General features: G+C 50.5%; 26 protein-coding genes, 1 other RNA gene and 1 pseudogene. 13 read left to right on the top strand and 15 right to left on the bottom strand.

Annotated elements, in window-relative coordinates:
* Positions 1-57: 57 nt before the first annotated feature.
* Positions 58-342 carry a helix-turn-helix domain-containing protein gene (locus EoCCA6_RS06205; protein WP_152081930.1) on the bottom strand — a complete coding sequence of 95 codons (285 nt, stop codon included), beginning with the start codon at positions 340-342 and terminating at the stop codon, positions 58-60.
* A 94-nt stretch (positions 343-436) separates the two neighbouring features.
* Between EoCCA6_RS06205 and EoCCA6_RS06200 the strand changes: the two genes are divergently transcribed.
* Positions 437-793, top strand: coding sequence for a helix-turn-helix domain-containing protein (locus EoCCA6_RS06200; RefSeq protein WP_152081929.1), 357 nt, complete (start codon positions 437-439; stop codon positions 791-793).
* Positions 794-943: 150 nt separating this feature from the next.
* On the opposite strand, the gene EoCCA6_RS06195 is transcribed toward EoCCA6_RS06200, so the two are convergent.
* From EoCCA6_RS06195 to EoCCA6_RS06180, 4 genes are all read right to left on the bottom strand, one after another.
* Positions 944-1,762, bottom strand: a complete 819-nt coding sequence (locus EoCCA6_RS06195) for a DUF4435 domain-containing protein (protein WP_137376300.1) — start codon at positions 1,760-1,762, stop codon at positions 944-946.
* Between the two features lie 44 nt (positions 1,763-1,806).
* Entirely contained in the window at positions 1,807-3,090 is a 1,284-nt protein-coding gene (locus EoCCA6_RS06190) for an AAA family ATPase (RefSeq protein WP_152081928.1), read from the bottom strand.
* A 502-nt stretch (positions 3,091-3,592) separates the two neighbouring features.
* Positions 3,593-5,662, bottom strand: coding sequence for a DUF927 domain-containing protein (locus tag EoCCA6_RS06185; RefSeq protein ID WP_152081927.1), 2,070 nt, complete (start codon positions 5,660-5,662; stop codon positions 3,593-3,595).
* A gap of 35 nt (positions 5,663-5,697) precedes the next feature.
* Positions 5,698-5,913 carry an AlpA family transcriptional regulator gene (locus EoCCA6_RS06180; RefSeq protein WP_152081926.1) on the bottom strand — a complete coding sequence of 72 codons (216 nt, stop codon included), beginning with the start codon at positions 5,911-5,913 and terminating at the stop codon, positions 5,698-5,700.
* A gap of 529 nt (positions 5,914-6,442) precedes the next feature.
* On the opposite strand from EoCCA6_RS06180, the gene EoCCA6_RS06175 reads away from it, so the two are divergent.
* Positions 6,443-7,093 carry a hypothetical protein gene (locus EoCCA6_RS06175; protein WP_142512553.1) on the top strand — a complete coding sequence of 217 codons (651 nt, stop codon included), beginning with the start codon at positions 6,443-6,445 and terminating at the stop codon, positions 7,091-7,093.
* Positions 7,074-8,177 (top strand): helix-turn-helix domain-containing protein, encoded by a 1,104-nt coding sequence (locus tag EoCCA6_RS06170; RefSeq protein WP_152081925.1) that lies wholly within the window; start codon positions 7,074-7,076, stop codon positions 8,175-8,177. The genes EoCCA6_RS06175 and EoCCA6_RS06170 overlap by 20 nt, the downstream gene beginning before the upstream one ends.
* A gap of 113 nt (positions 8,178-8,290) precedes the next feature.
* On the opposite strand, the gene EoCCA6_RS06165 is transcribed toward EoCCA6_RS06170, so the two are convergent.
* The 4 genes and pseudogenes from EoCCA6_RS06165 to smpB form a co-directional block, all read right to left on the bottom strand.
* Positions 8,291-8,935 carry a hypothetical protein gene (locus EoCCA6_RS06165; RefSeq protein ID WP_152081924.1) on the bottom strand — a complete coding sequence of 215 codons (645 nt, stop codon included), beginning with the start codon at positions 8,933-8,935 and terminating at the stop codon, positions 8,291-8,293.
* A gap of 1 nt (position 8,936) precedes the next feature.
* A pseudogene (locus EoCCA6_RS06160) lies at positions 8,937-10,183 on the bottom strand (integrase domain-containing protein).
* A 166-nt stretch (positions 10,184-10,349) separates the two neighbouring features.
* Positions 10,350-10,712, bottom strand: a transfer-messenger RNA (tmRNA) gene (ssrA, locus tag EoCCA6_RS06155).
* A gap of 89 nt (positions 10,713-10,801) precedes the next feature.
* Positions 10,802-11,284 carry an SsrA-binding protein SmpB gene (gene smpB, locus EoCCA6_RS06150; protein WP_008502505.1) on the bottom strand — a complete coding sequence of 161 codons (483 nt, stop codon included), beginning with the start codon at positions 11,282-11,284 and terminating at the stop codon, positions 10,802-10,804.
* Positions 11,285-11,440: 156 nt separating this feature from the next.
* On the opposite strand from smpB, the gene EoCCA6_RS06145 reads away from it, so the two are divergent.
* Together EoCCA6_RS06145 and EoCCA6_RS06140 are read left to right on the top strand one after the other, a co-directional pair.
* Positions 11,441-11,878: a type II toxin-antitoxin system RatA family toxin gene (locus tag EoCCA6_RS06145; protein ID WP_198440047.1), complete on the top strand. Its 438-nt coding sequence runs from the start codon at positions 11,441-11,443 to the stop codon at positions 11,876-11,878.
* Positions 11,868-12,155, top strand: a complete 288-nt coding sequence (locus EoCCA6_RS06140; RefSeq protein WP_152081922.1) for an RnfH family protein — start codon at positions 11,868-11,870, stop codon at positions 12,153-12,155. The genes EoCCA6_RS06145 and EoCCA6_RS06140 overlap by 11 nt, the downstream gene beginning before the upstream one ends.
* A gap of 109 nt (positions 12,156-12,264) precedes the next feature.
* On the opposite strand, the gene bamE is transcribed toward EoCCA6_RS06140, so the two are convergent.
* From bamE to nadK, 3 genes are all read right to left on the bottom strand, one after another.
* Positions 12,265-12,603: an outer membrane protein assembly factor BamE gene (gene bamE / locus EoCCA6_RS06135; protein WP_152081921.1), complete on the bottom strand. Its 339-nt coding sequence runs from the start codon at positions 12,601-12,603 to the stop codon at positions 12,265-12,267.
* 138 nt (positions 12,604-12,741) lie between these two features.
* Positions 12,742-14,403: a DNA repair protein RecN gene (gene recN, locus EoCCA6_RS06125; protein ID WP_152081919.1), complete on the bottom strand. Its 1,662-nt coding sequence runs from the start codon at positions 14,401-14,403 to the stop codon at positions 12,742-12,744.
* Between the two features lie 85 nt (positions 14,404-14,488).
* Complete coding sequence (nadK, locus tag EoCCA6_RS06120) at positions 14,489-15,367, bottom strand: NAD(+) kinase (protein ID WP_152081918.1); 879 nt, start codon at positions 15,365-15,367, stop codon at positions 14,489-14,491.
* Between the two features lie 122 nt (positions 15,368-15,489).
* On the opposite strand from nadK, the gene grpE reads away from it, so the two are divergent.
* The gene (grpE, locus tag EoCCA6_RS06115; protein ID WP_152081917.1) at positions 15,490-16,083 is read left to right on the top strand and encodes a nucleotide exchange factor GrpE; all 594 of its coding nucleotides are present in this window, start codon (positions 15,490-15,492) and stop codon (positions 16,081-16,083) included.
* Between the two features lie 51 nt (positions 16,084-16,134).
* Here the strand turns inward: grpE and EoCCA6_RS06110 are convergent, their stop codons facing one another.
* Both EoCCA6_RS06110 and EoCCA6_RS06105 read right to left on the bottom strand, forming a co-directional pair.
* Positions 16,135-17,421 carry an HlyC/CorC family transporter gene (locus tag EoCCA6_RS06110; RefSeq protein WP_152081916.1) on the bottom strand — a complete coding sequence of 429 codons (1,287 nt, stop codon included), beginning with the start codon at positions 17,419-17,421 and terminating at the stop codon, positions 16,135-16,137.
* An 18-nt stretch (positions 17,422-17,439) separates the two neighbouring features.
* Entirely contained in the window at positions 17,440-18,231 is a 792-nt protein-coding gene (locus tag EoCCA6_RS06105; protein WP_032674137.1) for a cytochrome C assembly family protein, read from the bottom strand.
* 166 nt (positions 18,232-18,397) lie between these two features.
* Between EoCCA6_RS06105 and ffh the strand changes: the two genes are divergently transcribed.
* From ffh to EoCCA6_RS06070, 7 genes are all read left to right on the top strand, one after another.
* Positions 18,398-19,759 (top strand): signal recognition particle protein, encoded by a 1,362-nt coding sequence (ffh, locus tag EoCCA6_RS06100; protein WP_152081915.1) that lies wholly within the window; start codon positions 18,398-18,400, stop codon positions 19,757-19,759.
* 135 nt (positions 19,760-19,894) lie between these two features.
* Entirely contained in the window at positions 19,895-20,143 is a 249-nt protein-coding gene (gene rpsP / locus EoCCA6_RS06095; RefSeq protein ID WP_032642860.1) for a 30S ribosomal protein S16, read from the top strand.
* Between the two features lie 15 nt (positions 20,144-20,158).
* Positions 20,159-20,698 (top strand): ribosome maturation factor RimM, encoded by a 540-nt coding sequence (rimM, locus tag EoCCA6_RS06090; protein ID WP_152081914.1) that lies wholly within the window; start codon positions 20,159-20,161, stop codon positions 20,696-20,698.
* A 31-nt stretch (positions 20,699-20,729) separates the two neighbouring features.
* Complete coding sequence (gene trmD / locus EoCCA6_RS06085) at positions 20,730-21,497, top strand: tRNA (guanosine(37)-N1)-methyltransferase TrmD (protein ID WP_152081913.1); 768 nt, start codon at positions 20,730-20,732, stop codon at positions 21,495-21,497.
* A 43-nt stretch (positions 21,498-21,540) separates the two neighbouring features.
* Positions 21,541-21,888, top strand: coding sequence for a 50S ribosomal protein L19 (gene rplS, locus EoCCA6_RS06080; protein ID WP_002914145.1), 348 nt, complete (start codon positions 21,541-21,543; stop codon positions 21,886-21,888).
* A gap of 132 nt (positions 21,889-22,020) precedes the next feature.
* Positions 22,021-22,425: a DUF2946 domain-containing protein gene (locus EoCCA6_RS06075; protein ID WP_152081912.1), complete on the top strand. Its 405-nt coding sequence runs from the start codon at positions 22,021-22,023 to the stop codon at positions 22,423-22,425.
* Positions 22,426-22,463: 38 nt separating this feature from the next.
* Complete coding sequence (locus EoCCA6_RS06070; protein WP_152081911.1) at positions 22,464-23,834, top strand: PepSY-associated TM helix domain-containing protein; 1,371 nt, start codon at positions 22,464-22,466, stop codon at positions 23,832-23,834.
* Positions 23,835-23,836: 2 nt separating this feature from the next.
* On the opposite strand, the gene EoCCA6_RS06065 is transcribed toward EoCCA6_RS06070, so the two are convergent.
* On the bottom strand, positions 23,837-24,322 hold the full coding sequence (locus tag EoCCA6_RS06065) for an OmpA family protein (RefSeq protein WP_152081910.1): 486 nt from the start codon (positions 24,320-24,322) through the stop codon (positions 23,837-23,839).

Below are 24,322 nucleotides of genomic sequence, written 5' to 3'. Positions count from 1 at the left end.
CAACTCTCCTGTCAGGTGTCGTTGGTTAATGCGTCCTGCCACTCACAGCGCGGGTCGTTATGTCCCGGAGTTATCGGTTGTTGTCATGGGGTGAAGCGGTTTACGGGGTTCACGTTTGTTATTGGCGTTGAGGTAACGCTCCGGCCAGATCGCTGACGGATGCACGTCCAGCGCGATAGCAATCAGCCACTCGCCTTTCGGCCACGGGCGCGTCAGGGTATTCGACAGCGTTGACGAGGCCAGTCCCGCTTCCCGCGATAGTTTCGCCAGACTGGTACCGCGCTTGTGTAAGGCGGCGACGATGTCGGCGGGGTGCCAGTCTTTGGTTGTTGACTTTTTCATCGGTTTTCTCTTTTTAACCGTGATAAATCACGCAATTCTTGAATTTAGCTCCAAATGTAATCAAAATTCAAGTAATACATGAATAGGTAAGGGAATACCTGAAGATGGTTGCTGCCCAGAGAGGGATAATTCCTGCATGTTCAGGTGCAGGATTGCAATCGTGATTGGTAAAAGATTAAAGATTTCAAGAGTCAGGGCTGATCTGACGCAAGCGGAATTGGGTGTACTCGCAGGGCTGGATGAAGAATCCGCAAGCGCGCGTATCAGTTCGTATGAAAAGGAAGTCCATGCACCCGATTTCAAGCTTGTCTGTAAGCTGGCGGCAGCGCTTGATGTACCGGAAGCGTATTTTTATGCTGTTGACGATGAGCTTGCAGAATTGATCCTCCAGTATCACCGTTTTAAGAAAAATAACCCCGGGAGTACATTGATATTGTCTGGTAATATATGAAGTTATTTGCATTGATTGTTCATCCATTCGTGTTATTATTTAATAAATCAATGGGTTATATTTAATTTTAATGAAGGTGGTTTTTTTTCTGAAAAATACACCGTTTCGGTATTGAAACGGTGTATTTCGCTATTTTTTGAATGTTATTTATTAAATGTTATGGCTATCTATTAAGCCCGAAAGTTCGTTATAAATATTTGTGCTTTGAAATGCAGTTGCTGAGTATGCTATTCTTAAATGTGATTCAACTTTTTCTTGAGTTATATTCTTATCACGGGAAAATTCTGAGTGAAAGGCCATCATGGTGATATACGTAAAGTCATGTCCATTGCAAACATATTTATAATCTGCTTGTTTGTTATAAAGTAATTGGTACTCTTTTTTCAAAAAATTGAAATCACAGTGTGGAGGTTTTCGAGGACTTCTGTCGAGGATGTGCTGAATGTAATTATCTATGTCTATATTCGCACTAAAGTCCACAAAGGTTATGAAGTTATCGTATTTCATTCCCTTAAACATTAACAATAAATTATTTTTGAAATTAAGCCATTTTAGTATTCCTATTTTGTAAGTTACGTCAATTATAGATTCTTTAAGATTATTTCGTATATCTTCAAGAGTATGTATTCTAAGTATACTTGTCTTTAAGAACTCAGAAATAAATTTGTCAAATGAACCACCTTCTATTAACATCATTTCGAGATCGTGACAGTCCGTAAAATGAATGTTTTCGTAGCTGTTACCTTCTAAAATATCAAAGTCAGCATCGCATAAACCATATACGTTTTGTTTGCCATGAGAGCGCAATAATTGCACAGCATTTATTACTTCTGGTTTACCACTACACGGCGAATCATAATGGATTCTCTCATCTGCAAAATGAGTATTAAGAAATCTAATATCACTTTCTCCTTCTAGAGTGAAAAAAATCTTCCTGCTATATTTTGGTGATCTAAAAAGCAAAAGCATTCCAGATATCCAGTCTGAAACACCGGTGATATCACGGAGGCTGTTCATTGTCCCTCCATGTTTTTATTGTTATTCTCGAATAAATCGTAAGTTATATCCCAATTATTATTAACTATTTGAGGCGAGTGTGTAGCAATAATTATTTTAGAGAACTCATTAAGTTTTTGTATTCTTGCTATTGAATCAAGAAATTCTTTTTGCCAAGCAACATGTAAAGAGATTTCTGGTTCATCAATAAGAATTACTGAATTTTGTTTAGCTTTGAATATAAGATCAAAATAGATGACTATTTGGTTTTGCTCACCTGAAGATAAGTTACTTAATGATATTTTTTCTCCATTATCACTTTGAAAATAAAATCCATGCTCGTTACTGATCTTGATTTCTTTAAATGCAAGCATTTTTTCGTTCAATAAATTAACAAATAAATTTATTTTTTCAAATAATTCTTCATAAGGTGATAGTTTTTCTAAAGCATCTGAAATATACAGATTTAAAACGGTTGAGTACTCTTTTCCTAATGTTGCATTGCTGAATTTTCTAGGGATAAAAGTATCTTCAGACTTTATTATCCCGAACTTCATAAAAAGTTCTCTTTTTCTCTGAATGCCTATCAATCTGTCATTGATAGAAGTTGAAGATATATTTTCGTTAATGCTATCAAATAATCTTGCTGGAAATGTGGAGTCAAGTCTTTGGCTTATTTGTGCTGATTCCTCAGCAGCTCTTTTTATCAACTCAAGAAGGAAATTTGCTTGTGACTCGATTGCTGATTTTTCATTTTTTATATTCTCTATCCTTTGCGCTTTGATAAAAGTTAACTCTGCATTAGGAATGGATTTATCCAAGAAATCACTTTTATGATGCTTTTCTTTATGAAGTTTTATTTTTTTAATTTTATAGTAATTTAATATTTCCTCATGATTGTATGATTTTAGTATAGAATCAGAATCTATGTTGTCACAGATTAATAGTTTATTATATATTTCATCAAAATAATCAACGTCAAGTTCTTTGTTTTTATTTAGAGTGAATACTTCCTGTCGTTTTTTATCGTTTACATAATCGACTACCGTAACTGCAACATTCTTATTTTTTTGTTTCTCTATACATAGTAATATGGTGTCAAGTTCAACTTTTATTTCTTCAAATCGCAAATCAAAGAAAAAATCTATATTTTTATTTAAAATGTTGTCAATTATCTTTAAAAGCATGGTTTTTCCGTAACCGTTTGGTCCGGTAATAATAATTGTTTCTGAGTTCCCTAAATCAATATCATAGTTTAAAATTCCGAACAAATTATTTACAGATATTCTTCTGAGTTCCATTGCAGTTCTCGACTTTTTATTAATGTTAGCAATGATTATATTATGAATATAAGATATGGGGAATAGTTAATGATATCAATATATTAAATTGTTACTGTAACGTGAAATCTCGCTTCTAAGCGCTTGAAATGTAAGTTGTTGTTATTGCTTTAACTTCGTATGTTGTTTATGCTTCGGAATTTTTCGGGCAAGTCCGTTCCCCTTATTCTCCCTTCCTTTCAGCCTTTGCCTTTTCACTCCCTTTTCGCCATTTTCATTCCTTCTGTTTTTGAGGTGGTACAGGTGGGACAAGTGGTACAACCGCGCCAGCCGTGGCTTTGCGCTGTACCACCTGAAAAATGCCAGTCGGAAAAGTGGGACAGATTTAGCAACGGCTGTCCCACCCTGTACCACCTTTTTTTAACCAAATTCTCTAAGGTGGGACGCTGTAACCCTCGCCAGCTCTGCGTGTACCACTTGTCCCACCCTGTACCACCTTTTTTTAAGACACGTGAGACTGCACTCAGATACTGAGGATGCGGGAGGTAAGCCGGTAAACCCTGGTTTTGCCGATCTCCGGCAGGCGAACCTGCGACTGGTATTTCCCGTCGCTGCCGAGCTGCAGGCATTCTGCTTCCTGGCATAATCTGGCCGCTCTGGCAGGACTGAATCCCCAGCATATTTCCCGCCAGCCCTCCGGCAGGATGAAGAACAGTGTGTGTTCCTCGCCCGTCAGCGGATCTTTTTCCACCCGGCGAAAGCCTGCCATATTCAGCGGGCGGTCCGGGCCATCCCACGAGGCAAAGCGGCTGTACTGGTGCGCGGTGATAAACCGTTTGATCTGCGCCAGCACGCCTTCATCTTCCTGGTTGGCAATATGGCCGCGCTCGTTCAGCCAGGCGTGCAGGCAGATCTGCACCGCCTCATACGCCGTGCCTTCCTGCCAGCCCGTGATGCCGTGCAGCGTCGCTATCTCTCCGGCCGCCGCCAGCAGGGCAAAACGGGCCACGATGCGCTGCACCTGGTTTCCAGCGTTGTCCGGCATCAGGGCGGTCTGGTAGCGGCGAAGTAACTCTCTCGCCAGCGTGGTGCTGGCGTCCTGGTCGTGGGTGAGGAAGGCCAGCCAGGCACGAAAGGCGGTGCCGTGAAAGCGGGCCACCCTGTCGCAGAGGGTATCGGCGAACTGCTGGCCGCTGGCAAAGCCGTGTAGCTGCTCAAACGCGCCATGCTGCCCGGTGTCGCTGGGGATTTGTACCATGCGCACGTCCATCCCGGCGTAGAGACGCTCCCCGGCGCGTTCGGTGTGTTCCGCCAGCGACAGCTCCCCGGTGGAGAACAGCAGCAGCGTCCAGTGCCTGCGGCTGCGTACCTCGCCGTCGGTGCGGGCGCGCCCCTTGCCCTGGCCGTTCGCCAGCATATAGGCAATCATCCCGGCTTCACGCGGATCCACTTCGCGCAGTTCATCGAGCGGCAGCAGGGCATCATTGTGGCGACTGGCAATTCCCTCCAGCGCATTCCCGGTGGCCCGCCAGGAGTGCCAGTAATCCGTGCCACCGCAGACGGAAGCGGCCACTTTCATCACCGTGGTCTTGCCATCGGTGGACTCACCGCGCAGGTGGAAACCCCCGCCACACGTTCCGGTCAGGCGCAGCAGCGGGGTGGCCAGCGCACAGCAGACGGCAAAGACCAGACGCGAGTTGCCTGCACAGAGTGCGGCGACCTGCTCCTGCCACTCTGCCAGCGTCCCTGCCTGCGCAAAGCCACCAGTCAGGTAGTGGCTGCCCTGAAGGATGACATTGTCGCCACCGGGACCGATAACTTCATCCGGGAGCACGTATACCCCGTTGTGCCAGCCGGTTTTCTCCACGCAGGTGACCCGGCGTCCGGGGAGTGACCGCGAGATGTATTCACACAGCAGGCTGCGCAGGGCGGGGCGGGTGGAGATATAGGTCAGACCGTTCTCCAGCAGGATGCGCCGCAGCTCCTCGCCGTTGCCGCTGAGCATCGCCATCGGCATGGCCCAGCGCCGCAACTGCCCGGTGGTGGTGTGCCATTCCAGCAGTCGGCCATAGCTGCCGTCATGGCTGTCGCAGGTGATGGCGGTGACGCGCAGAGGGGAACAGATGCGCTGGGGCTGGACATCGCTTTCACCGTCCCGGCGTTCGGTGTGCTTGTCAAACCACAGTGCCTCTTCATCGAGGCGGAAGTGATCCGGCAGGATGTCGGAAGGCCTTTCCTGCCGCAGGCGTTCAAGCTGCCCGGTCCAGTTCTCCACTAACTCACCGTCGGGGGTCATCAGCCGCGCCATCTGCACACCCGCGTGTGCCAGTTTTACGGCGATTTTCAGCAGGTCTTCTTCGCGTATATCGCCGGTACGAAGTACACGGGCATAGAGCGTGTCGGGCCTGATAATGGTCAGGTTGTCCAGATCGGCCAGTTCATCCGGGCCGAGTACCACCGGGGGAATATCATCTTCCCGGTCGGGATCTTTTCGCCAGACGCGTGAGGTCTCCCATGCCAGGCTTCCGGCGAGGATCACCACTTCGAGCGTGCGGTCGGGAGACTGCTTGTTGAGAAAAGGGGCGCGTTTCATGATGGGGTATCGGTCGGCTCATCCCTGAGCGTGGATTAACGGATGGCGGTGCGGCGCTGTTGCCACTGGCGGATTTCAGCAGCATCAAAGACCACCAGTCGGGAAGAGAGATGGACGGGGCGGGGAAAGTCGGTGTTTTTAATCAGGCGGTAAACCGACGATTCACTCATCGCCAGAAACTGGACCACCTGCCGCATACGCACATTGCCGCTTTCGGGAAAAGCATCGTTACTGTCAGCACAGGTTTTCATGATTGCACCTCACGGGAACAGAGTGTCGAAGCGGTTATAGCGCGGAACGGGAAGGGGAGGTATAGGTCCGGGTTAAAAAGTGGAGTCCGGAGAGAAAATAATGAGTCCGGAAAGAGTCTCTTTGCCATCAAAACTGATGGCGTTAGATTAATTTATTGAAAATAAATGGTTTTTATTCATTTGAGCCCCGTCGAGATTAGATTTGCTATGGTTAACGAATGGCAACGCACGACTACAAACACTTCACTTGCAGTAAGAGGCGAGAGTGTATGTAGAATGTGAGAGGGGACGTCCTCATCACCGTAGCCAGATTCCAAAAACGAAGTCGCGCACCCAACCCAACAAAACAAACCAAATTCAGCGCCCTGAGATCAGTACGATACCGCACGTAGGCCATATATCCCGCTAAGAAAATGGTTCTCCTTGAAGAGTTAGTTCACTCAGCGGTTTTTTTAATTTAGTTGGTTGACAAAATCAGAAAAATGCGAAAATATATGGTTTACGAATCCAAAAAAAAGCGAAACTTGAAATGAGTGACAACCAGTTAGCACCTTGTTGGGAGTTTCAGCCTTATCTTGCTGAAAGCAATGTTCGTCAGCTGTTGGCTGAAATTGCTAACGTCTTGGAGCAGTTGTACTACCATAAGCACACATTGGATAGTAACTGGTCTGAAGGTGTAAGGGCTTACGATTGGGTGAGAAATCATCTGATTCAAAGCGAAGGTACTATTCCCGGCCTTGAAATGGTTTCGAAGGGATTAGACTATGTTGTAGCTCTAAATAAAGTGCCTTTGCAATTTTCTAAAGATTGCATTGATAACCCGAAGAAGAGACATCGTCTTCTCCGAAATAAAGTTGAGCATGAACAGCTTTCTTTGTTTGGTGAATGTGAGGCCGAGCAAGATATTACATGGCGAATTTTAGCCGAGCCATTTATATCCGAAGAAGAGGATGGTGAGCTAGAGTCCACATTGCCACGATGGGAGGTGGCTCTCGTTGGGTTTAACTCATATGGTGCACAGGTCAGTATGGTTTCTCACCAATCTACAGCTTCCGTACCACTTATGCCCCTTGATTCCAATACCCTTCCTGACGAAGCAGAGATCGGCAAAGCGTCTCTTCGTCGTCGTAAGAAAGATCAAGATTTGGATGTGAGTAACAATGGAACATCAGGTGATTGACTTCACTGATTATCGTGGGGATAAGCTCAAATTAGCTAGGATGGCTGTTGGGCTTTCTTGCGAAGAGTTAGCCGAAAAAATTGGCAAGACAAAACAATTCGTTAGTAAATTAGAAAAAGGGTTTAGGCCATCAGAGCAATTGTTAGAGTTAATAGCTTCGGCTCTTATGATTAAACCTGATTTCCTATTTACTGAAAGAAAATATGCCCTGGAAAGCGATGTTTGCCATTTCAGGAGTAAAAAGTCCAGAACTCAAACTCTTACTAATAGTGTTCTGGCCAGAGCGGAGATTCTTAATATTTTAATCTCCGCGGTTGAAGGCGAAATTGAATTCCCTGATGTCAATATACCGGAACATCCTGGCACTGAATTACTTACTCCAAATGATATCGAACGTGTGGCAGAAGACTGTCGGCGTGCCTGGAATTTGGGGCTGGGTCCAATCTCGTCGATGGTTAAGTTGGTGGAGAGTTTAGGGGTAATAGTTGCTCATGTAACGGGGGTAGATGATCGCGTTGATGCTTTTACTGTCCACAATAACAGGCCTGTCATCATCAGGAATAATGTCAAAAAAAGCATATGTAGATTTCGCTCAGATATAGGCCATGAATTGGGGCACTTGGTCATGCATGAAGGCATAACTACTGGCGATAAAATGACGGAATCACAAGCTGATCGCTTTTCGAGCGCATTGCTTGTTCCACGATTATCTTTCATAAAGGAATTTCCACGCATAAGAGGCAAACAATTCGATTGGAACGCTTTGGTTGATTTTAAACTTAGGTGGAAAATAAGCCTTAAAATGTGCATTTATCGAGCCAGTACATTGGGGCTATTAACCCAGGAACAGGCTAGAACTGGTTATATGCATCTGAACTCCAAAGGGTATACCAAAGTGGAACCTGGTGATGAATTCTTACGCCCTGAAGAACCAAGTATGCTAGCCGAAGCGATCGAAATGTTGGACGATGTTGCATGGATGAAGATTCTTATGAAAACCGGTTTAAGCCAAGAGTTAATTAGGGAATTGTTCTCAGTCAACCGACCGATTTCCAATCCCAGAAACTTGTTCCAACTTATTTGACTCATTGCTTTGTAAATAACCCGCTATTGGCGGGTTATTGTATTTAATACAAAGAGTTAGGGTGGCGTGAAAATTGAAGTTACAATCGACTACCATCATCCCAGCACAGACACCTACTTTTCCTTCCCTCGCCCCATCTTCTGCACTTCATAAAACGTCCCCCTACCAAGCCCATCCGACGGCAATTCCCGCTCCTGCGCCAGCGTTTTCAGCTTACGAAGTATCCGATCCGAAGCCGGTTTATCTGACGTTCCATAACGCCCGTCAGTCTCCTCAACCAGAAGCTGAACCAGTAGCCAGCAGAGTCGGGCAGTATTTTTTCGAGCCTTGTCGCGTTTATGCATTCCACGCAGGGAAGGTTGTGCTGAAGCAGTGAGGTCCGGTAGCGCATCATCACCGAGCGTTTTCAGCCACTTGCGGCCACGGCTGTTGCGTGACAGTTTCATCACCGCCATCAGGCTGCGGGCCTTAATTTCTGGCGGTGTGAGTTCGTCATCAATAAGCCGCCAGGCCAGGGCAAACATCTCATCGGCATAGAACATGCGTTTGTTCGCCGGGGCGCTGACCATGCCTGTAGCTTTGATGGTGCGGCTGATGGCGTCGTGCAGGATACGGTAATTTTCCTGATGTTCTTCCGGCAGGGCATTTGCCGGTTGGGAAGCATCAAGGCCGAGAAGCAGAAGGGCGAGATGCCGCGCTTCCAGCAGCGGCATATCACATTCCCGTTCAAACAGATTCTGACGAATGGGGCTGGTCACATTATTCTCCTTCCACGATCCGCAGCGGTTCTTCTTCGCCGAGCAATGCTTGCCGTCGGGCCGCATCAACGTAGTTTCCCCACCATTGCATCAGCGGTCGCCTTTGTTCCAGATAGTCGCTGCGGTTGTAGGCCGCTTCGATCTCGTCTTCTTTCTGGTGTGCCAGCGCAGATTCCAGAACTTCACGGGGAAAATGACCTGCCCCCGCCGTTCTGGCGATGCTGCGCATGCCGTGGGCGACCAGCTCACCGCCAAACCCCATACGGATAAGCGCGGCGTTGGCAGTCTGCTGGTGCATGTGTTCCAGTGGTTTACGAATACTGGGGAAGACCCACGGACGATGGCGGCTGACGGGCTCCATGATCTGAAGAACGCGCAGCGCCTGTTTGCTGAGTGGCACCGTGTGAGAACGGTTCATCTTCATAAAGGTGTCAGGGATGCGCCATTCCGCTTTTTTCATATCGATGTCGCACCAGCGGGCGCTGACGGCTTCGCCGGGGCGAACCCAGGTCAGTAGCTCCCATTCGATAAGGCAGCGGGTTTCTTTGCGGATAGAGGTGTTCTGTAGCGCCAGCATCAGCCTGCCCAGCTCGCTGGGGGGAGGGCGGGCATGTTCTGCTTTTTCGGTTTTTTGAAGCGGGCGACCAGGTTGTCAGCCGGATTGAACTCGATGAGCTCTTCGGAGATGGCAAAGCGGAAGATTTCATTGAGCCGTGAGATGACCCGACGCAGCGTTTCGAGGATGCCCTGTTCTTCCAGCGGGGTGAGGTGCTCCTTGAGCATCTTCGGGCGGATCTCGGTGACGGGCATATTGCCCAGAGAAGGGAAGATGTGCATCTCCAGCGAGCGCCAGACATCTTTGGCGTGATCTTCGCTAAGATCGCTGGTCCGTTTCTTCTCTTTGAGCCACTGTTCCGCAACTTTTTCCAGCGTGCATTCATTCTGGATGCGTTTTTCTTCGGCTATTCCTGCTAAGTGTTGACGGGGATCTATACCCTGCCAGAGCAGTCGTCTGTACTTCGTGCGAGTTTCGCGAGCCATGGCCAGTGTAACGACCGGGTAAGGGCCAAGGCTGGTTTTGGTGCGCTTTTTGGTGACGGGATGATAATACTCGAAATGCCAGGCCTTCCTCCCTGAAGTCTTAACTAGCAAGTACAGGCCTTCACCGTCCCGTAGCTCATAATCTGTGCTACGGGGCTTCGCGCCAGCGATCTCCACATTTGTTAAGAGTTTCAGTTGCTTAGGCATGTTTTAGCACCACGCTTTTTTAGACCCACGATACCGTGGTGCTAAACATGGTGCCAAAAGGCCAAGATTCATACAGAGATCATGACCACACATGCAACAAAAAAGCCTGCAACTCGTTGAAGTTACAGGCTTTTTTAAGGTTCATGATGCATCATGAATGAATATTTGGTGGAGCTGGCGGGAGTTGAACCCGCGTCCGAAATTTCTACATCCTCGGTACTACATGCTTAGTTTGTCTTTACATTCGCACGTCAGCTGCGGGCAAACACGCCACTAACGAACTAGCCTGATTAGTTTTAACGCTTCAACCCCAGGCAGGGCATCCACGCGATCTCTTTTGGGTTTGACCTCTCTTTGATCCCCGTCTTAAGAGCGGAAGCTAGGGAGAGAGGGCTCAGAGCAGGTTATTAAGCTGCTAAAGCGTAGTTTTCGTCGTTTGCGACTATTTTTTGCGGCTTTTAACGAGGCAAACCGCCCCTCGGCATGCACCTTGGGTTTCGCAAATCCCGTCGAATCCAGAATCAGCCCCAATAGTGTTGAACTCAGTATACCAGATTTCACTTCCTGGTTACCAGCCCGGAACGCTAACTTATTGAATTGTACAATAAGCGCGCAGAATCAACGCCCTGCGTTTTTCATAATACGTGCTTTATCGAGCTGCCACTCGCGTTCTTTCAGGTCAGTACGTTTGTCGTGCTGTTTCTTACCTTTGGCAACGCCGACTTTCACTTTGCACCAGGCATTTTTCCAGTACAGTGACAGCGCGACCACGGTGAAACCTTCACGGTTAATACGTCCGTAGAGGGATTCCAGTTCACGCTTGTTCAGCAGCAGCTTACGGGTGCGCGTTGGGTCACACACATAATGTGAAGAGGCGACAGTCAGCGGTGTAAAGTTGGCACCGAACAGGAAGGCTTCGCCGTCTTTCAGGATCACATAGCTATCGCCGATGTTCGCTTTCCCGGCGCGCAGCGATTTAACTTCCCAGCCCTGCAGTGCAAGACCTGCTTCGAATTCTTCTTCGATAAAATACTCGTGGCGAGCACGCTTGTTGAGCGCAATGGTCGCCGAGCCTGGTTTATGTGCTTTTTTCTTCGTCATAAGTGTCGTAAAGCCGTCGGTAATCTGATTTCAAAAAGTCACCTCATTGCGTCCTGTGAGGTCTAACGCGCTATCTTAGCACGAGATAAGGCTTAGCGTTTTTTTAACAAGGGATAAATGTTATTATTTGTTTGTTGTGTGACCATGGAAAATGCTATGCCTCAGATTAGCCGTACTGCGCTTGTCCCCTACAGCGCGGAACAAATGTATCAGTTAGTGAACGATGTCCAGTCTTATCCGCAGTTTCTTCCGGGATGTACCGGCAGCAGGGTACTGGAATCAGGCCCGACGCAGATGACGGCGGCGGTCGATGTCTCCAAAGCGGGGATCAGCAAGACGTTCACCACCCGCAATACGCTGACTGATAATCAGAGTATTTTGATGCATCTGGTGGATGGTCCATTTAAAAAATTGATGGGAGGGTGGAAATTTACGCCGCTGAGCGCTGACGCCTGTCGCATCGAATTCCATCTGGACTTTGAATTTACCAATAAGCTGATTGAGCTTGCGTTTGGCCGCATCTTTAAAGAACTGGCGTCGAACATGGTTCAGGCGTTCACCACTCGCGCCAAAGAGGTTTACAGTGTCGCATAAGATATCTGTAGAAGTGGTGTATGCGCTGCCGGAAAAGCAGTATCTGCAGGGCGTGACGCTGGAAGAGGGGGCAACCGTTGAAGCGGCTATACGTGCTTCTGGTATCCTTGAGCTTCGTAGCGACATTGACCTGGCGAAGAATAAAGTCGGCATTTATAGCCGTCCGGTGAAACTGTCTGACGTGCTGAAAGAAGGCGACAGGGTTGAGATTTATCGCCCGCTTATTGCTGACCCTAAAGAGTTGCGTCGTCAGCGAGCGGAGAAATCGGGTAAGTAGTACGTTTGTCCCTGGTGGCGCTGCGCTTACCGGGGCTACGAGTCTGTGCTAGCGTTCAGATACAAAAAAAGGTGCTCAATGAGCACCTTTTTGCATTTCTGACACCGGATTACCTGGTCAGGGCAGGTTTATTGTCGATGTTGGTCAACACACCGGCGCTGCTGAAGGTCAGCGTCAGGGTCTGCTGGGTCACACCTTCGTGGCCAGGTTGCTGACGGAAAACATAGAACCAGGTGTTTGTCCCGAATGGATCGGACATCATCGGGGTTCCCAGTGCATAAGCGACCTGCTGTTGTGTCATCCCCACACGGATTTTGGACACATCGTTAGGGGTAAGGTAGTTCCCCTGGTTGATGTCAGGACGGTAAACCACTTTCTCCAGAGTGGAACAGCCTGCGGTCAACATCAGAAGAACCGCTGCGGCAGCGGTCAGCATTTTACAACGCATAGTGATTTGATTCCTTTTCGGGCCCGAGCAGAACGCGGCTCATATGTTATATGCCGATGATAATAGACCTTGCCCCACTTTGAAACCGGTCTGGCGGCGTTTTTGTTGTTCTGTATGACCCTGAGATCCCGAAAAAGTTTATGCCGCCAGCAGTTCTTTTGCGTTCGCGAGCGTATTGCGGGTGACTTCACTGCCACCGAGCAGGCGCGCCAGTTCCTGCAGACGTGCGCGTTTATCCAGCGGTTTCATGTGCGTTTCGGTCATTTCTCCGTCTGTTTCTTTGCTGACGATAAAGTGATGATGACCACAGCCCGCGACCTGCGGCAGGTGGGTAACGCACATTACCTGCGTTGATTCACCCAACTGGCGTAACAGTTTGCCCACGACCGCCGCCGTCGGGCCACTGATCCCCACGTCCACTTCATCGAAAATCAGCGCCGGGGTTTCCATTTTACGTGCGGTAATGACCTGAATCGCCAGTGCAATACGCGACAGCTCGCCGCCGGAGGCGACTTTAGAGATGGCCTGTAAAGGCTGGCCTGGGTTCGTGGTGACGCGGAATTCGATGCGATCGGCCCCTTCTGCCGTGAGATGGTTCTCTTCAAAGCGGACATCAATCGTGAACACGCCGTGTGGCATCGCCAGTGTGTGCATGCTGTCGGTGATGTGCTGGCTTAACTCTTGCGCGTAATGCTGACGGATATTATGCAGCTGTTTTGCCGTTGCCAGCGCCTGCTGGTGATGCAGGTTTACCGCCAGGGATAAGGTTTCCAGCGAGTCAGCCTGATCGTCGAGCTGCTGCTGTTCTTCCAGCAGAGACTGATAGTAGTTTGGCAGTTCTTCCGGCGTGACGTGGTGCTTGCGCGCCAGTGAGATCTGACGGGAAATGCGTTGCTCCAGTTCAAACAGACGGTTCGGATCGAGATCCAGACGTTCACAGTAGTGACGAAGTTCATCACCAGCTTCTGAGAGTTGAATTGCAGCCTCTTCCAGCATATCCAGCACGCCAGAGAGTTTACTGTCCATGCCAGTCAGTTCGGTAACAAGTTGACGCACATTGTACAGTTGGCTCTGCAGGTTTACGTCTTCACCATCTGCCAGCATATTCAGGGCGTTCTGGCTGGTTGAGAGCAAGTGGCCGCTGTTCGCCAGGCGCTTGTACTCTTCGTCAATTTGCTCAAACTCACCCGACTGAGGATTAAATTCGTTCAGTTCTTTAAGCTGGTATTCCAGCAGTTCTGCGCGGGCGGCACGCTCCTGGCTTTGCTGCTGGTGCTGGGCGAGCTCACGGCAGCTTTGATGCCACTGACGGTAGTGCTCTGCCATCAGTTGAGTAAGCGCGTACTCACCTGCGTAGCCATCAAGCAGTGCTTTCTGCTGTTCCGGTTTAACGAGTTGCTGATGTGCGTGCTGTCCATGGATCTGAATGAGTAACTGGCCGAGCTCACGAAGCTGGGAAAGCGGGACCGCAGTGCCATTGATAAAACCACGTGAACGGCCATCGCTGCTGATCACTCGGCGAAGTAAACACTCACGTCCATCTTCCAGCTGGTTCGCTTCCAGCCAGCGGAGAGCCGCAGGGGTATCTTTCAGGGAGAAGCGGGCACAGAGGTCTGCACGGTTTGCTCCCGTGCGCACCATGTCACCCTCTGCACGGCCGCCGAGGCACAAGCCGAGGGCATCAATGGCAATGGATTTACCTGCACCGGTTTCCCCGGTGATCGCCGTCATGCCGCTGTGGAAATCGATCTCAAGCTCACGAACAATGGCAAAGTTGCTGATGGTCAGTTGTGCCAGCATAATTGTTTTCCTGTATGAAAAACCATAACTGTGTTTACATACAGTATAAACTGGTTTTTTATACAGTAAAGTGTTGGATGCAAAATCAGAACAATTTTTTTGACCAGCCAAGTTTTGAGCTTAACGTATTGAAATAGCTGTAATCTTTCGGATGAATCAGATTCAGGTGATAATCACACCGACGAATCAGGACATCTTCGCCCTCCTGGATAGGCAGCGCGATCTGGCTGTCGCAGCTGATCTCCAGGTCATTACGGCGGTGCGAGAAGCGCAGGCGAATGGTGCTGCTGCCGTTAATTACCAGCGGGCGGGCAGAGAGCGTATGCGGGAACATCGGTACCAGCGTAATGGCGTCCAGCGAGGGGGTCAGAATCGGGCCACCCGCAGAAAGGGAGTAGGCGGTTGAGCCCGTCGGCGTGGAGATAATCAGCCCGTCTGAGCGCTGTGAGAAAGCAAAGATTTCGTCGATATACACTTCGAACTCAATCATGTGCGCTACCTTTCCGGGGTGGAGAACCACCTCGTTAATGGCGGTGCTGATGCGCTTCTGGCAGTCCTGCTGGCACACCTGCGCTTCCAGTAAAAAGCGTTTTTCACTGATATAGTGGCCTTCCAGCACATCGGCCAGTTGTTGTTGAGCATTGTCCGGGTCGAGGTCCGTCAGAAAACCGAGATTGCCACGGTTAATACCGATAACCTTGATATCATAGCGAGCAAGGGTTCTGGCTGCGCCCAGCATGTTGCCGTCGCCGCCAACCACCACGGCGAGATCTGCCTGTTGGCCAATTTCCGCCAGCGTGCCGGTTTTGACGCCCTTAAGCTGCAGCTCCTGGGCGATTTGCTGCTCGACCATCACTTCATAGCCTTTACCACACAGCCAGCGATACAACATTTCATGTGTCGTCAATGCAGTAGGGTGACGCGGATGCCCGACGATCCCAATGCACCTGAAATGATTATTCATTTTCTGGAGGTCCTTGTGCCTGATGAATGATGACAATCTGTCTTGTTCCCTTGAATCCCGGAAACTGATCCCCATAATAAGCGAAGTTAGCGAGATGAATGCAGAAAAACGCGGAGAAATTCATGAGTAGTAAAGAACAGAAAACGCCTGAGGGGCAAGCCCCTGAAGAAATTATCACGGAACAGCACGACGAAGTTGAGGCTGTAGAGCCAGACGCGTCTGCTGAGCAGGTGGACCCGCGCGATGAAAAAATTGCGAATCTGGAAGCTCAGTTAGTCGAAGCGCAGAATCGCGAACGCGATGGTGTGCTGCGCATCAAAGCGGAAATGGAAAACCTGCGTCGTCGTACCGAGCTGGACGTTGAAAAAGCACATAAATTTGCGCTGGAGAAATTCGTCAACGAACTGCTGCCGGTGATTGATAGCCTGGATCGCGCGCTGGAAGTGGCGGATAAAGCGAATCCGGACAACGCGGCGATGATCGAGGGTATCGAACTGACGCTGAAATCCATGCTGGATGTGGTGCGTAAGTTTGGCGTGGAAGTGATTGCCGATACCAACGTACCGCTGGACCCGAACGTTCACCAGGCGATTGCGATGGTGGAATCAGAAGATGTCGACGCCGGTAACGTACTTGGCGTGATGCAGAAAGGTTACACCCTGAACGGCCGTACTATTCGCGCTGCGATGGTGACCGTGGCGAAAGCGAAAGCGTAATGTGCCATCCGTAGTGCCGGGTGGCGGCGTTCGCCTTACCCGGCCTACATTTTATTCGGCAATACTTTCCCGAAGTGGCGTGACGGGCAGAACCTTCACCTGCTTGATCATATTGTCCTGCACGTCCAGGATATCAATGTCGTACTGCTCAATACGCACCCGTGTGCCTGCCGCCGGGATCTCTTCCAGCGCTTCCAGAATCATCCCGTTCATCGTGCGCGCCTCATCTTCCGGCAGATGCCAGTTGAAGGCTTTGTTGATTTCACGAATATTGGCGCTCCCGTCAATCAACACCGAGCCATCGTTTTGCGGGGTGACTTCCTCTGCAAGAGAAGGTGACATTGACGTGGTGAAGTCTCCAACAATCTCTTCCAGAATATCTTCGACCGTCACAAGCCCCTGAATATCACCGTATTCATCAACCACCAGGCCCACTTTTTTCTTATTACGCTGGAATTTCACCAGTTGTGTGCTGAGCGGTGTTCCTTCGGGGACGTAGTAAATCTCGTCGGCGGCGCGCAGCATCACCTCTTTGGTGAACTCGTTTTTCTCGGTCATCAGACGGTAGGCCTCGCGCACGCGCAACATGCTAATGGCATCGTCCAGCGAGTCGCGATAGAGCACAATGCGCCCGTGCGGGGAGTGCGTCAGCTGACGGACGATGGCCTTCCAGTCATCATTGATATCAATACCAACAATCTCATTGCGCGGCACCATGATATCGTCGACGCTGACTTTCTCCAGATCCAGTACGGACAGGAGCATGTCCTGATTGCGGCGGGAAATCTGCGAGCGGGATTCATTCACAATAGTGCGAAGCTCGTCTTTGCTGAGTGCGCTGCTGATGGTGACGTCCGCTTTGATGCCCACCATCCGCATCAGCAGGCGGGTGACCATATTCAGCAGCCAGACCAGCGGCATCATCAGAATAAGCAGCGGTGCCAGCAGGAAGCTGCTCGGGTAGGCCACCTTCTCCGGGTAAAGTGCGGCGATGGTTTTGGGCAGCACTTCGGCAAACACCAGCACCACGAACGTCAGGACACCAGTGGCAATGGCGACCCCGGCGTTACCGTACAGGCGCATGCCGACGATGGTGCCCAGCGCAGAAGCGAGAATGTTGACCAGGTTGTTACCAATTAGCACCAGGCTAATCAGGCGGTCGGGCTTACGCAGCAGCTTTTCGACACGGCGTGCGGCACGATTACCGTGCTTCGCGCGATGACGTAACCGGTAGCGGTTCAACGTCATCATGCCGGTTTCCGAGCCAGAGAAATAGGCAGAGATGACCACCATGATGATCAGCGTGACGATCAGCGCGGTGGTAGAGATGTGTTCCAGGGGGAACTCCTTTGTTACTTAGCCAGCAAATTGCTGTATGAAGCGGCTGCCAAAATAGGCAAGGGTGAGAATACCCGCACCCGCGACGTTGAACCAGACCACGCGACGACCGCGCCAGCCTTCATGATAATGACCCCATAACAGGACAATATAGACAAACCACGCGATGATGGAGAGAACGGCTTTGTCGATATTCTCCACGCTGAACAGGTTCTTCATGTAAAACAGGCCGGTACAGAGCGTCAGCGTCAGCAGTACGACACCGACCTGAGTGATATGAAACATCTTACGCTCAATGACCATCAGCGGTGGCATTTCATGGTTAAAGGCCAGCTTTTTGTTTTTCAACTGATAGTCAATCCAGGCGAGCTGCATGGCGTAGAGCGCGGCGATGATTAATGTTGCGTAGGAGAACAATGACAGGCCAATGTGCACCAGCATTCCCGGAGTGGCTTCCAGATGAGTAATGAATTCATTGGGCATAAAGGTGGCCAGGGCCAGATTGATCAGCGCGAAGGCATACACAATTGGCAGCAGCAGCCAGCCGCGATTTTTTGAGGCGACAATGGTCATCACCGTACAGATCATCAGGCTGACCAGTGAGCCGACGTTCAGCACGCTCAGATTTTGCACGCTGCCATCACCGGGAATGATGCGAGATTCCAGCGCAAAAGCGTGACTTACCAGTGCGATCACTGCCGAAAGGATAGCCATGCGCCGCCAGCCGCTGTTTTTTTGCAGCAGGCCGGGAATGATCAGCGCGAGGCTGACAGAGTAGGCAACAAGAGCGATCAGTGCGAAAACAGGCATATAGGCGTCGACAGTTGTCTTAATAAGAAAGAGAAGCAGTATAACGTTACGTGACGCCTGCTCCAACCGTTGCATAACAACAAAGCTGCCTTCATGTTATACTCCGGCAAAATTCTGTGTATGTGTCGCTCACGCGACCCAACGTTTCTACCCCAGGCGAGAGACAATGTTTGATAATTTAACCGATCGTTTGTCGCGCACGCTGCGCAACATCAGCGGCCGCGGACGCCTTACCGAAGAGAATGTTAAAGAGACGCTGCGCGAAGTGCGCATGGCGCTGCTCGAAGCCGACGTGGCGCTGCCTGTCGTGCGTGATTTTATCAACCGCGTGAAAGAGAAGGCGGTTGGTCATGAAGTTAATAAGAGCCTGACGCCGGGTCAGGAGTTCGTCAAGATCGTTCGTAACGAGCTGGTTGCGGCGATGGGCGAAGAGAATCAGGTGCTGAACCTGGCCGCTCAGCCACCGGCGGTTGTGCTGATGGCGGGTCTCCAGGGGGCGGGTAAAACGACCAGCGTCGGTAAGCTGGGTAAATTCCTGCGCGAGAAGCACAAGAAAAAGGTGCTGGTGGTTTCGGCGGACGTTTATCGCCCGGCGGCGATCAAACAGCTGGAAACCCTGGCGCAGCAGGTTGGCGTGGATTTCTTCCCGTCCGACGTCGCCCAGAAGCCAGTCGATATCGTTAATGCGGCGCTGAAAGAAGCGAAGCTGAAATTCTATGACGTGCTGCTGGTGGATACCGCCGGTCGTCTGCACGTTGACGAAGCGATGATGGACGAAATCAAGCAGGTGCATGCCTCTATCAACCCGGTAGAGACCCTGTTTGTTGTTGATGCCATGACCGGTCAGGACGCGGCGAATACCGCAAAAGCGTTTAACGAAGCGCTGCCGTTAACCGGCGTGGTGCTGACTAAAGTGGACGGCGACGCCCGCGGCGGTGCAGCGCTCTCTATTCGTCATATTACCGGCAAACCGATTAAATTCCTCGGCGTGGGCGAGAAGACGGAAGCGCTGGAGCCGTTCCACCCGGACCGTATTGCTTCCCGTATCCTCGGGATGGGCGACGTGCTGTCGCTGATCGAAGATATCGAGAGCAAAGTTGACCGCGCGCAGGCTGAGAAGCTGGCAAGTAAGCTGAAAAAAGGCGACGGTTTCGACCTGACCGACTTCCTTGAGCAACTGCGTCAGATGAAAAACATGGGCGGCATGGCGAGCCTGATGGGCAAACTGCCGGGCATGGGTCAAATTCCTGATAACGTGAAATCACAGATGGATGACAAGGTGCTGGTGCGTATGGAAGCGATCATCAACTCGATGACGCTGAAAGAACGTGCGAAGCCTGAAATCATCAAAGGTTCCCGTAAACGCCGTATTGCAGCCGGCTGCGGCATGCAGGTGCAGGACGTCAACCGCCTACTGAAACAGTTCGACGACATGCAGCGCATGATGAAGAAAATGAAGAAAGGCGGAATGGCGAAGATGATGCGCGGCATGAAGGGGATGATGCCGCCAGGATTCCCTGGCCGATAACCCGTGTTTAATGCTCAGTATCAAGATGCTGATTGCAATTTCCCCAGAAATCAGTAAAATTTTCGGGCTTTTAATATGACACCGGGCTCCGTTCCTCGATGGGGCCCGGTTGTTTTATTCACACAAGAGGATGTTATGGTAACTATTCGTTTAGCTCGTCACGGCGCTAAAAAGCGTCCGTTCTACCAGGTTGTTGTAACCGACAGCCGTAATGCACGCAACGGTCGCTTCATTGAGCGCGTTGGTTTCTTCAACCCACTGGCCGCTGGCGCAGAAGAAGAAACCCGTCTGGATCTGGATCGTATCGCTCACTGGGTTGGCCAGGGCGCGACTGTTTCCGATCGCGTTGCTACGCTGATCAAAGCAGTAAACAAAGCAGCTTAATCTGTCACGGTGGTCATGATGAGCAATAAAGCACCTGTTGAACCGATCGTATTGGGAAAAATGGGTTCTTGCTACGGTATCCGTGGTTGGCTCAGAGTGTTTTCCTCCACTGAAGACGCTGATAGCATTTTTAATTACCAGCCCTGGTTTATCCAGAAAGGCGGTAAGTGGGAAGAGGTCGAGCTGGAAAGCTGGCGTCACCACAATCAGGACATCATCATCAAGCTGAAAGGCGTTGACGATCGTGATGCCGCGAATGCGCTGACTAATTGTGAAATTGTCGTGGATTCGTCGCAGTTGCCTTTGCTTGCAGAGGGCGACTACTACTGGAAAGACCTTATGGGTTGCCAGGTGGTCACCACTGAAGGTTACAGCCTGGGGAAAGTCATCGATATGATGGAAACCGGGTCAAATGACGTTCTCGTCATTAAGGCAAACCTGAAAGATGCATTTGGCATCAAGGAGCGGTTGGTTCCGTTCCTCGATGGACAGGTTATCAAGAAAGTCGATCTCGCTACTCAAACGATTGAAGTAGATTGGGATCCTGGTTTTTAAATTCTCCGGATAAACGGTAAAAGACGGCGCTATGTGGATTGGCATAATTAGCCTGTTTCCTGAAATGTTCCGCGCGATTACCGATTACGGGGTAACTGGCCGGGCAGTAAAAAATGGCCTGCTGAGCATCCAGAGCTGGAGTCCTCGTGACTTTACGCATGACCGGCACCGTACCGTGGACGATCGTCCTTACGGCGGCGGACCGGGGATGTTAATGATGGTGCAACCCTTACGGGACGCCATTCACACAGCAAAAGCCGCGGCAGGTGAAGGCGCAAAGGTGATTTATCTGTCACCTCAGGGACGCAGGCTTGATCAAGCAGGCGTGAGCGAACTGGCGACGAATCAAAAGCTGATTCTGGTCTGTGGGCGCTACGAAGGGATAGATGAGCGCGTAATTCAAACCGAGATTGACGAAGAATGGTCTATCGGCGATTACGTTCTCAGCGGTGGTGAGTTACCGGCAATGACGCTGATTGACTCCGTCGCCCGGTTCATTCCGGGTGTTCTGGGCCATGAAGCATCGGCAACGGAAGATTCGTTTGCCGATGGATTGCTGGACTGTCCACACTATACTCGTCCTGAAGTGTTAGAAGGGATGGAAGTACCGGCAGTGTTACTGTCTGGAAACCATGCCGAGATACGTCGCTGGCGTTTGAAGCAGTCGCTGGGCCGAACCTGGCTTAGAAGACCTGAACTTCTGGAAAACCTGGCTCTGACTGAAGAGCAAGCAAAGTTGCTGGCCGAGTTCAAAAGCGAACACGCGCACCAGCAGCATGAACATGATGGGAATGCGTAATACGCGCCCGAATATCAGTTTACCCAGGATAAGAGATTAAATTATGAGCAACATTATTAAGCAACTTGAACAAGAGCAGATGAAGCAGGACGTACCTTCCTTCCGTCCAGGTGACACCGTGGAAGTGAAAGTATGGGTTGTTGAAGGTTCCAAAAAACGTCTGCAGGCATTCGAGGGCGTGGTTATCGCTATTCGTAACCGCGGTCTGCACTCTGCATTCACTGTTCGTAAAATTTCCAACGGCGAAGGCGTTGAGCGTGTCTTCCAGACTCACTCTCCGGTAGTTGACAGCATTGCTGTTAAACGTCGTGGTGCTGTACGTAAAGCTAAACTGTACTACCTGCGTGAGCGTACCGGTAAGTCTGCTCGTATTAAAGAGCGTCTTAACTAAGATTCGCTTAAGCGACATCCTGTTAAAAAGGGCTGGCCGAAAGGTCGGCCCTTTTTTTATCCTATCGCACCTCTCGCGTTAACCCTTTTTTCATAAATCATTTACAATACTTGCCTCTTCAGTGGAGGGTAAGTGGATAACGTACTGCATCAGCATAAACGGAAACGCGCAGCGGCATTGATCGCGCTGTTTGCGATCTTGCTGATCGTGGTCGCACCGCTTATCTCCGTCTCGCTGCAGAAAGATCCTATGAGCGCCATGCCGGGAATGCATCATGACATGAGCATGATGTCGATGGATGCGCATCATGGCGATATGCAGCACTCTATGCCTCTCGATCACGCGGAAGCGTGCGGCTACTGTGTGCTGCTGGCGCATGTGCCGGGCGTGATGCTGGCGCTGATTGTGCTGCTCAGTGTGGTTCTGCAACGACTTCGCGTGAAGCCGCCTCGTCAGGCGGTCAGTTACTGGCACTTTTTCCCCTGGCTCTATCCTGATACCCGTGCGCCGCCGCGCAGATCTGCTTTTTCCCTCTAAAACAAAATTGATAACTTTTTGCTATAAAAAGGAAAAGTATGACTACCTGCACTCCGCGCGCGGCATGGGGAAACCTGCTGCGTCGACTCCATTTCTATGTCGGGCTGTTTGTCGGCCCGTTTATCTTCTTCGCCGCGCTGACCGGTACGCTGTATGTGGCGACGCCACAGCTGGAAAATATGTGGTATAGCCATGCGCTGCACGCTGATTCGACAGGGGAACCACAGCCTCTGGCGGAACAAATTGCCGTGGCAGAAAAAACCGTTGGTTCAGAATTGCGATTGCATGCCCTTCGCCCTGGCCTGGTTAACGGTGATACCACTCGCGTGATGTTTGCTGACCCACAGCTAGGCCCGTCTGAAAATCGGGCTATTTTTGTTGATCCCGTTAGCCTTGAGGTGCGTGGTGATATGACGGTATATGGCACCAGCGGGATTTTGCCGTTGCGCCAGAAAATCGATTATTTACATACATCGCTGATGCTGGGTAATGTTGGACGGCTCTACAGCGAGCTGGCTGCTTCCTGGATGTGGGTTGCTGCTCTGGGCGGTATCGCTTTGTGGTTTTATACCCGACCGAAACGCCGTATTCACAATCGCTTCCAGAATCGCCGTCGTGTGCATGTGGCCTTAGGCTGGATTCTGCTCAGCGGGATGCTGCTGTTCTCCGCGACCGGTCTGACCTGGTCCCAGTGGGCGGGCGGTAACGTTGATAAACTTCGTGCAGAAATGAACTGGCTGACGCCACAGGTAAATACAACGCTTTCCGGTACGCCGGAAATCCGGGATGAACATGCTGAACATCACGGCCATCATAATGGAATGCTGATGCCAGAGATGGCCATGGATTTATCGCAGTTTGACGGCGTATTACAGGCTGCCCGCAAGGCAGGAATTGATGCGAATAACGTGGAGATCCGCCCGGCAAGAATAGCTGACCAGGCCTGGACGGTCACGGAAATCGATCGCAGCTGGCCCACGCAGGTTGATGCCGTTGCTGTTGATCCGCACTCCATGCAGGTACTGGACAGAACGCGCTTTGCCGATTTCCCGCTAATGGCGAAACTTACCCGCTGGGGTGTGGATTTCCATATGGGCATTCTGTTTGGTCTGGTTAATCAGTTGCTGCTTATCGCGTTCGGTATTGCGTTATGTGTGCTGATTATCTGGGGATACCGGATGTGGTGGCTGCGACGCCCTGCTATATCTGCAGCAAATCCGGTGCAAACACTCAGCCAGAGCTGGCTGGCGTTGTCATTGTGGGGAAGGGCTGTCACGGTGGTCATTAGTGCACTACTGGGGCTGGCACTGCCGGTAATGGGCGTCAGTCTGGCAATATTCATTGTCATTGACTGGCTGCGCTGGCGAGCGGCATCAACGGTGTCGCTCGCCGGATCATCTGTAAAATAACGTTATGGCGTGCTGATGACCACCGCAACCCGGCGGTTTTCAGCACGCCCTTGCGGAGTGCTGTTGCTGGCAACAGGGTATTTTTTGCCTAATCCCTGCGTGGTGAGATTGCTCCGCGGGATATTGGCTCCCTTCGCCCAGGCATCTGCAACGACATTCGCGCGTTTTAACGAAAGAGCTTCGTTGTAGCTTTCTTCACCGTAATTATCCGTGTGGCCGTCCATTCGGGCATGATTCAGACCGGTTGCGGCCAGGCGAGAAGCCATGCTCTGGATCTGAATTTCACTTTCTGGCCGCAGTCTGGCGTCATTTTTATCAAACAGGATCGTATCCGACAGACCCAGGAACCAGTCACCGTTCAATTCGTTAAAGCCGTAAGATTTCATCGCCGCAATTTGTTCTGGGGTGAATTTGCCTGCTGGTGGCGTCTGACAGCCAGACAGGATCAGTGATGCCAGTAACAACGGCGCGAGGTATCGCTTTAACAT

This window comes from Enterobacter oligotrophicus, from assembly GCF_009176645.1.
Lineage (GTDB): Bacteria > Pseudomonadota > Gammaproteobacteria > Enterobacterales > Enterobacteriaceae > Enterobacter > Enterobacter oligotrophicus.
Note: the sequence above shows the minus strand (reverse complement) of the source record. Positions and strands in the feature narration are given on the sequence as shown.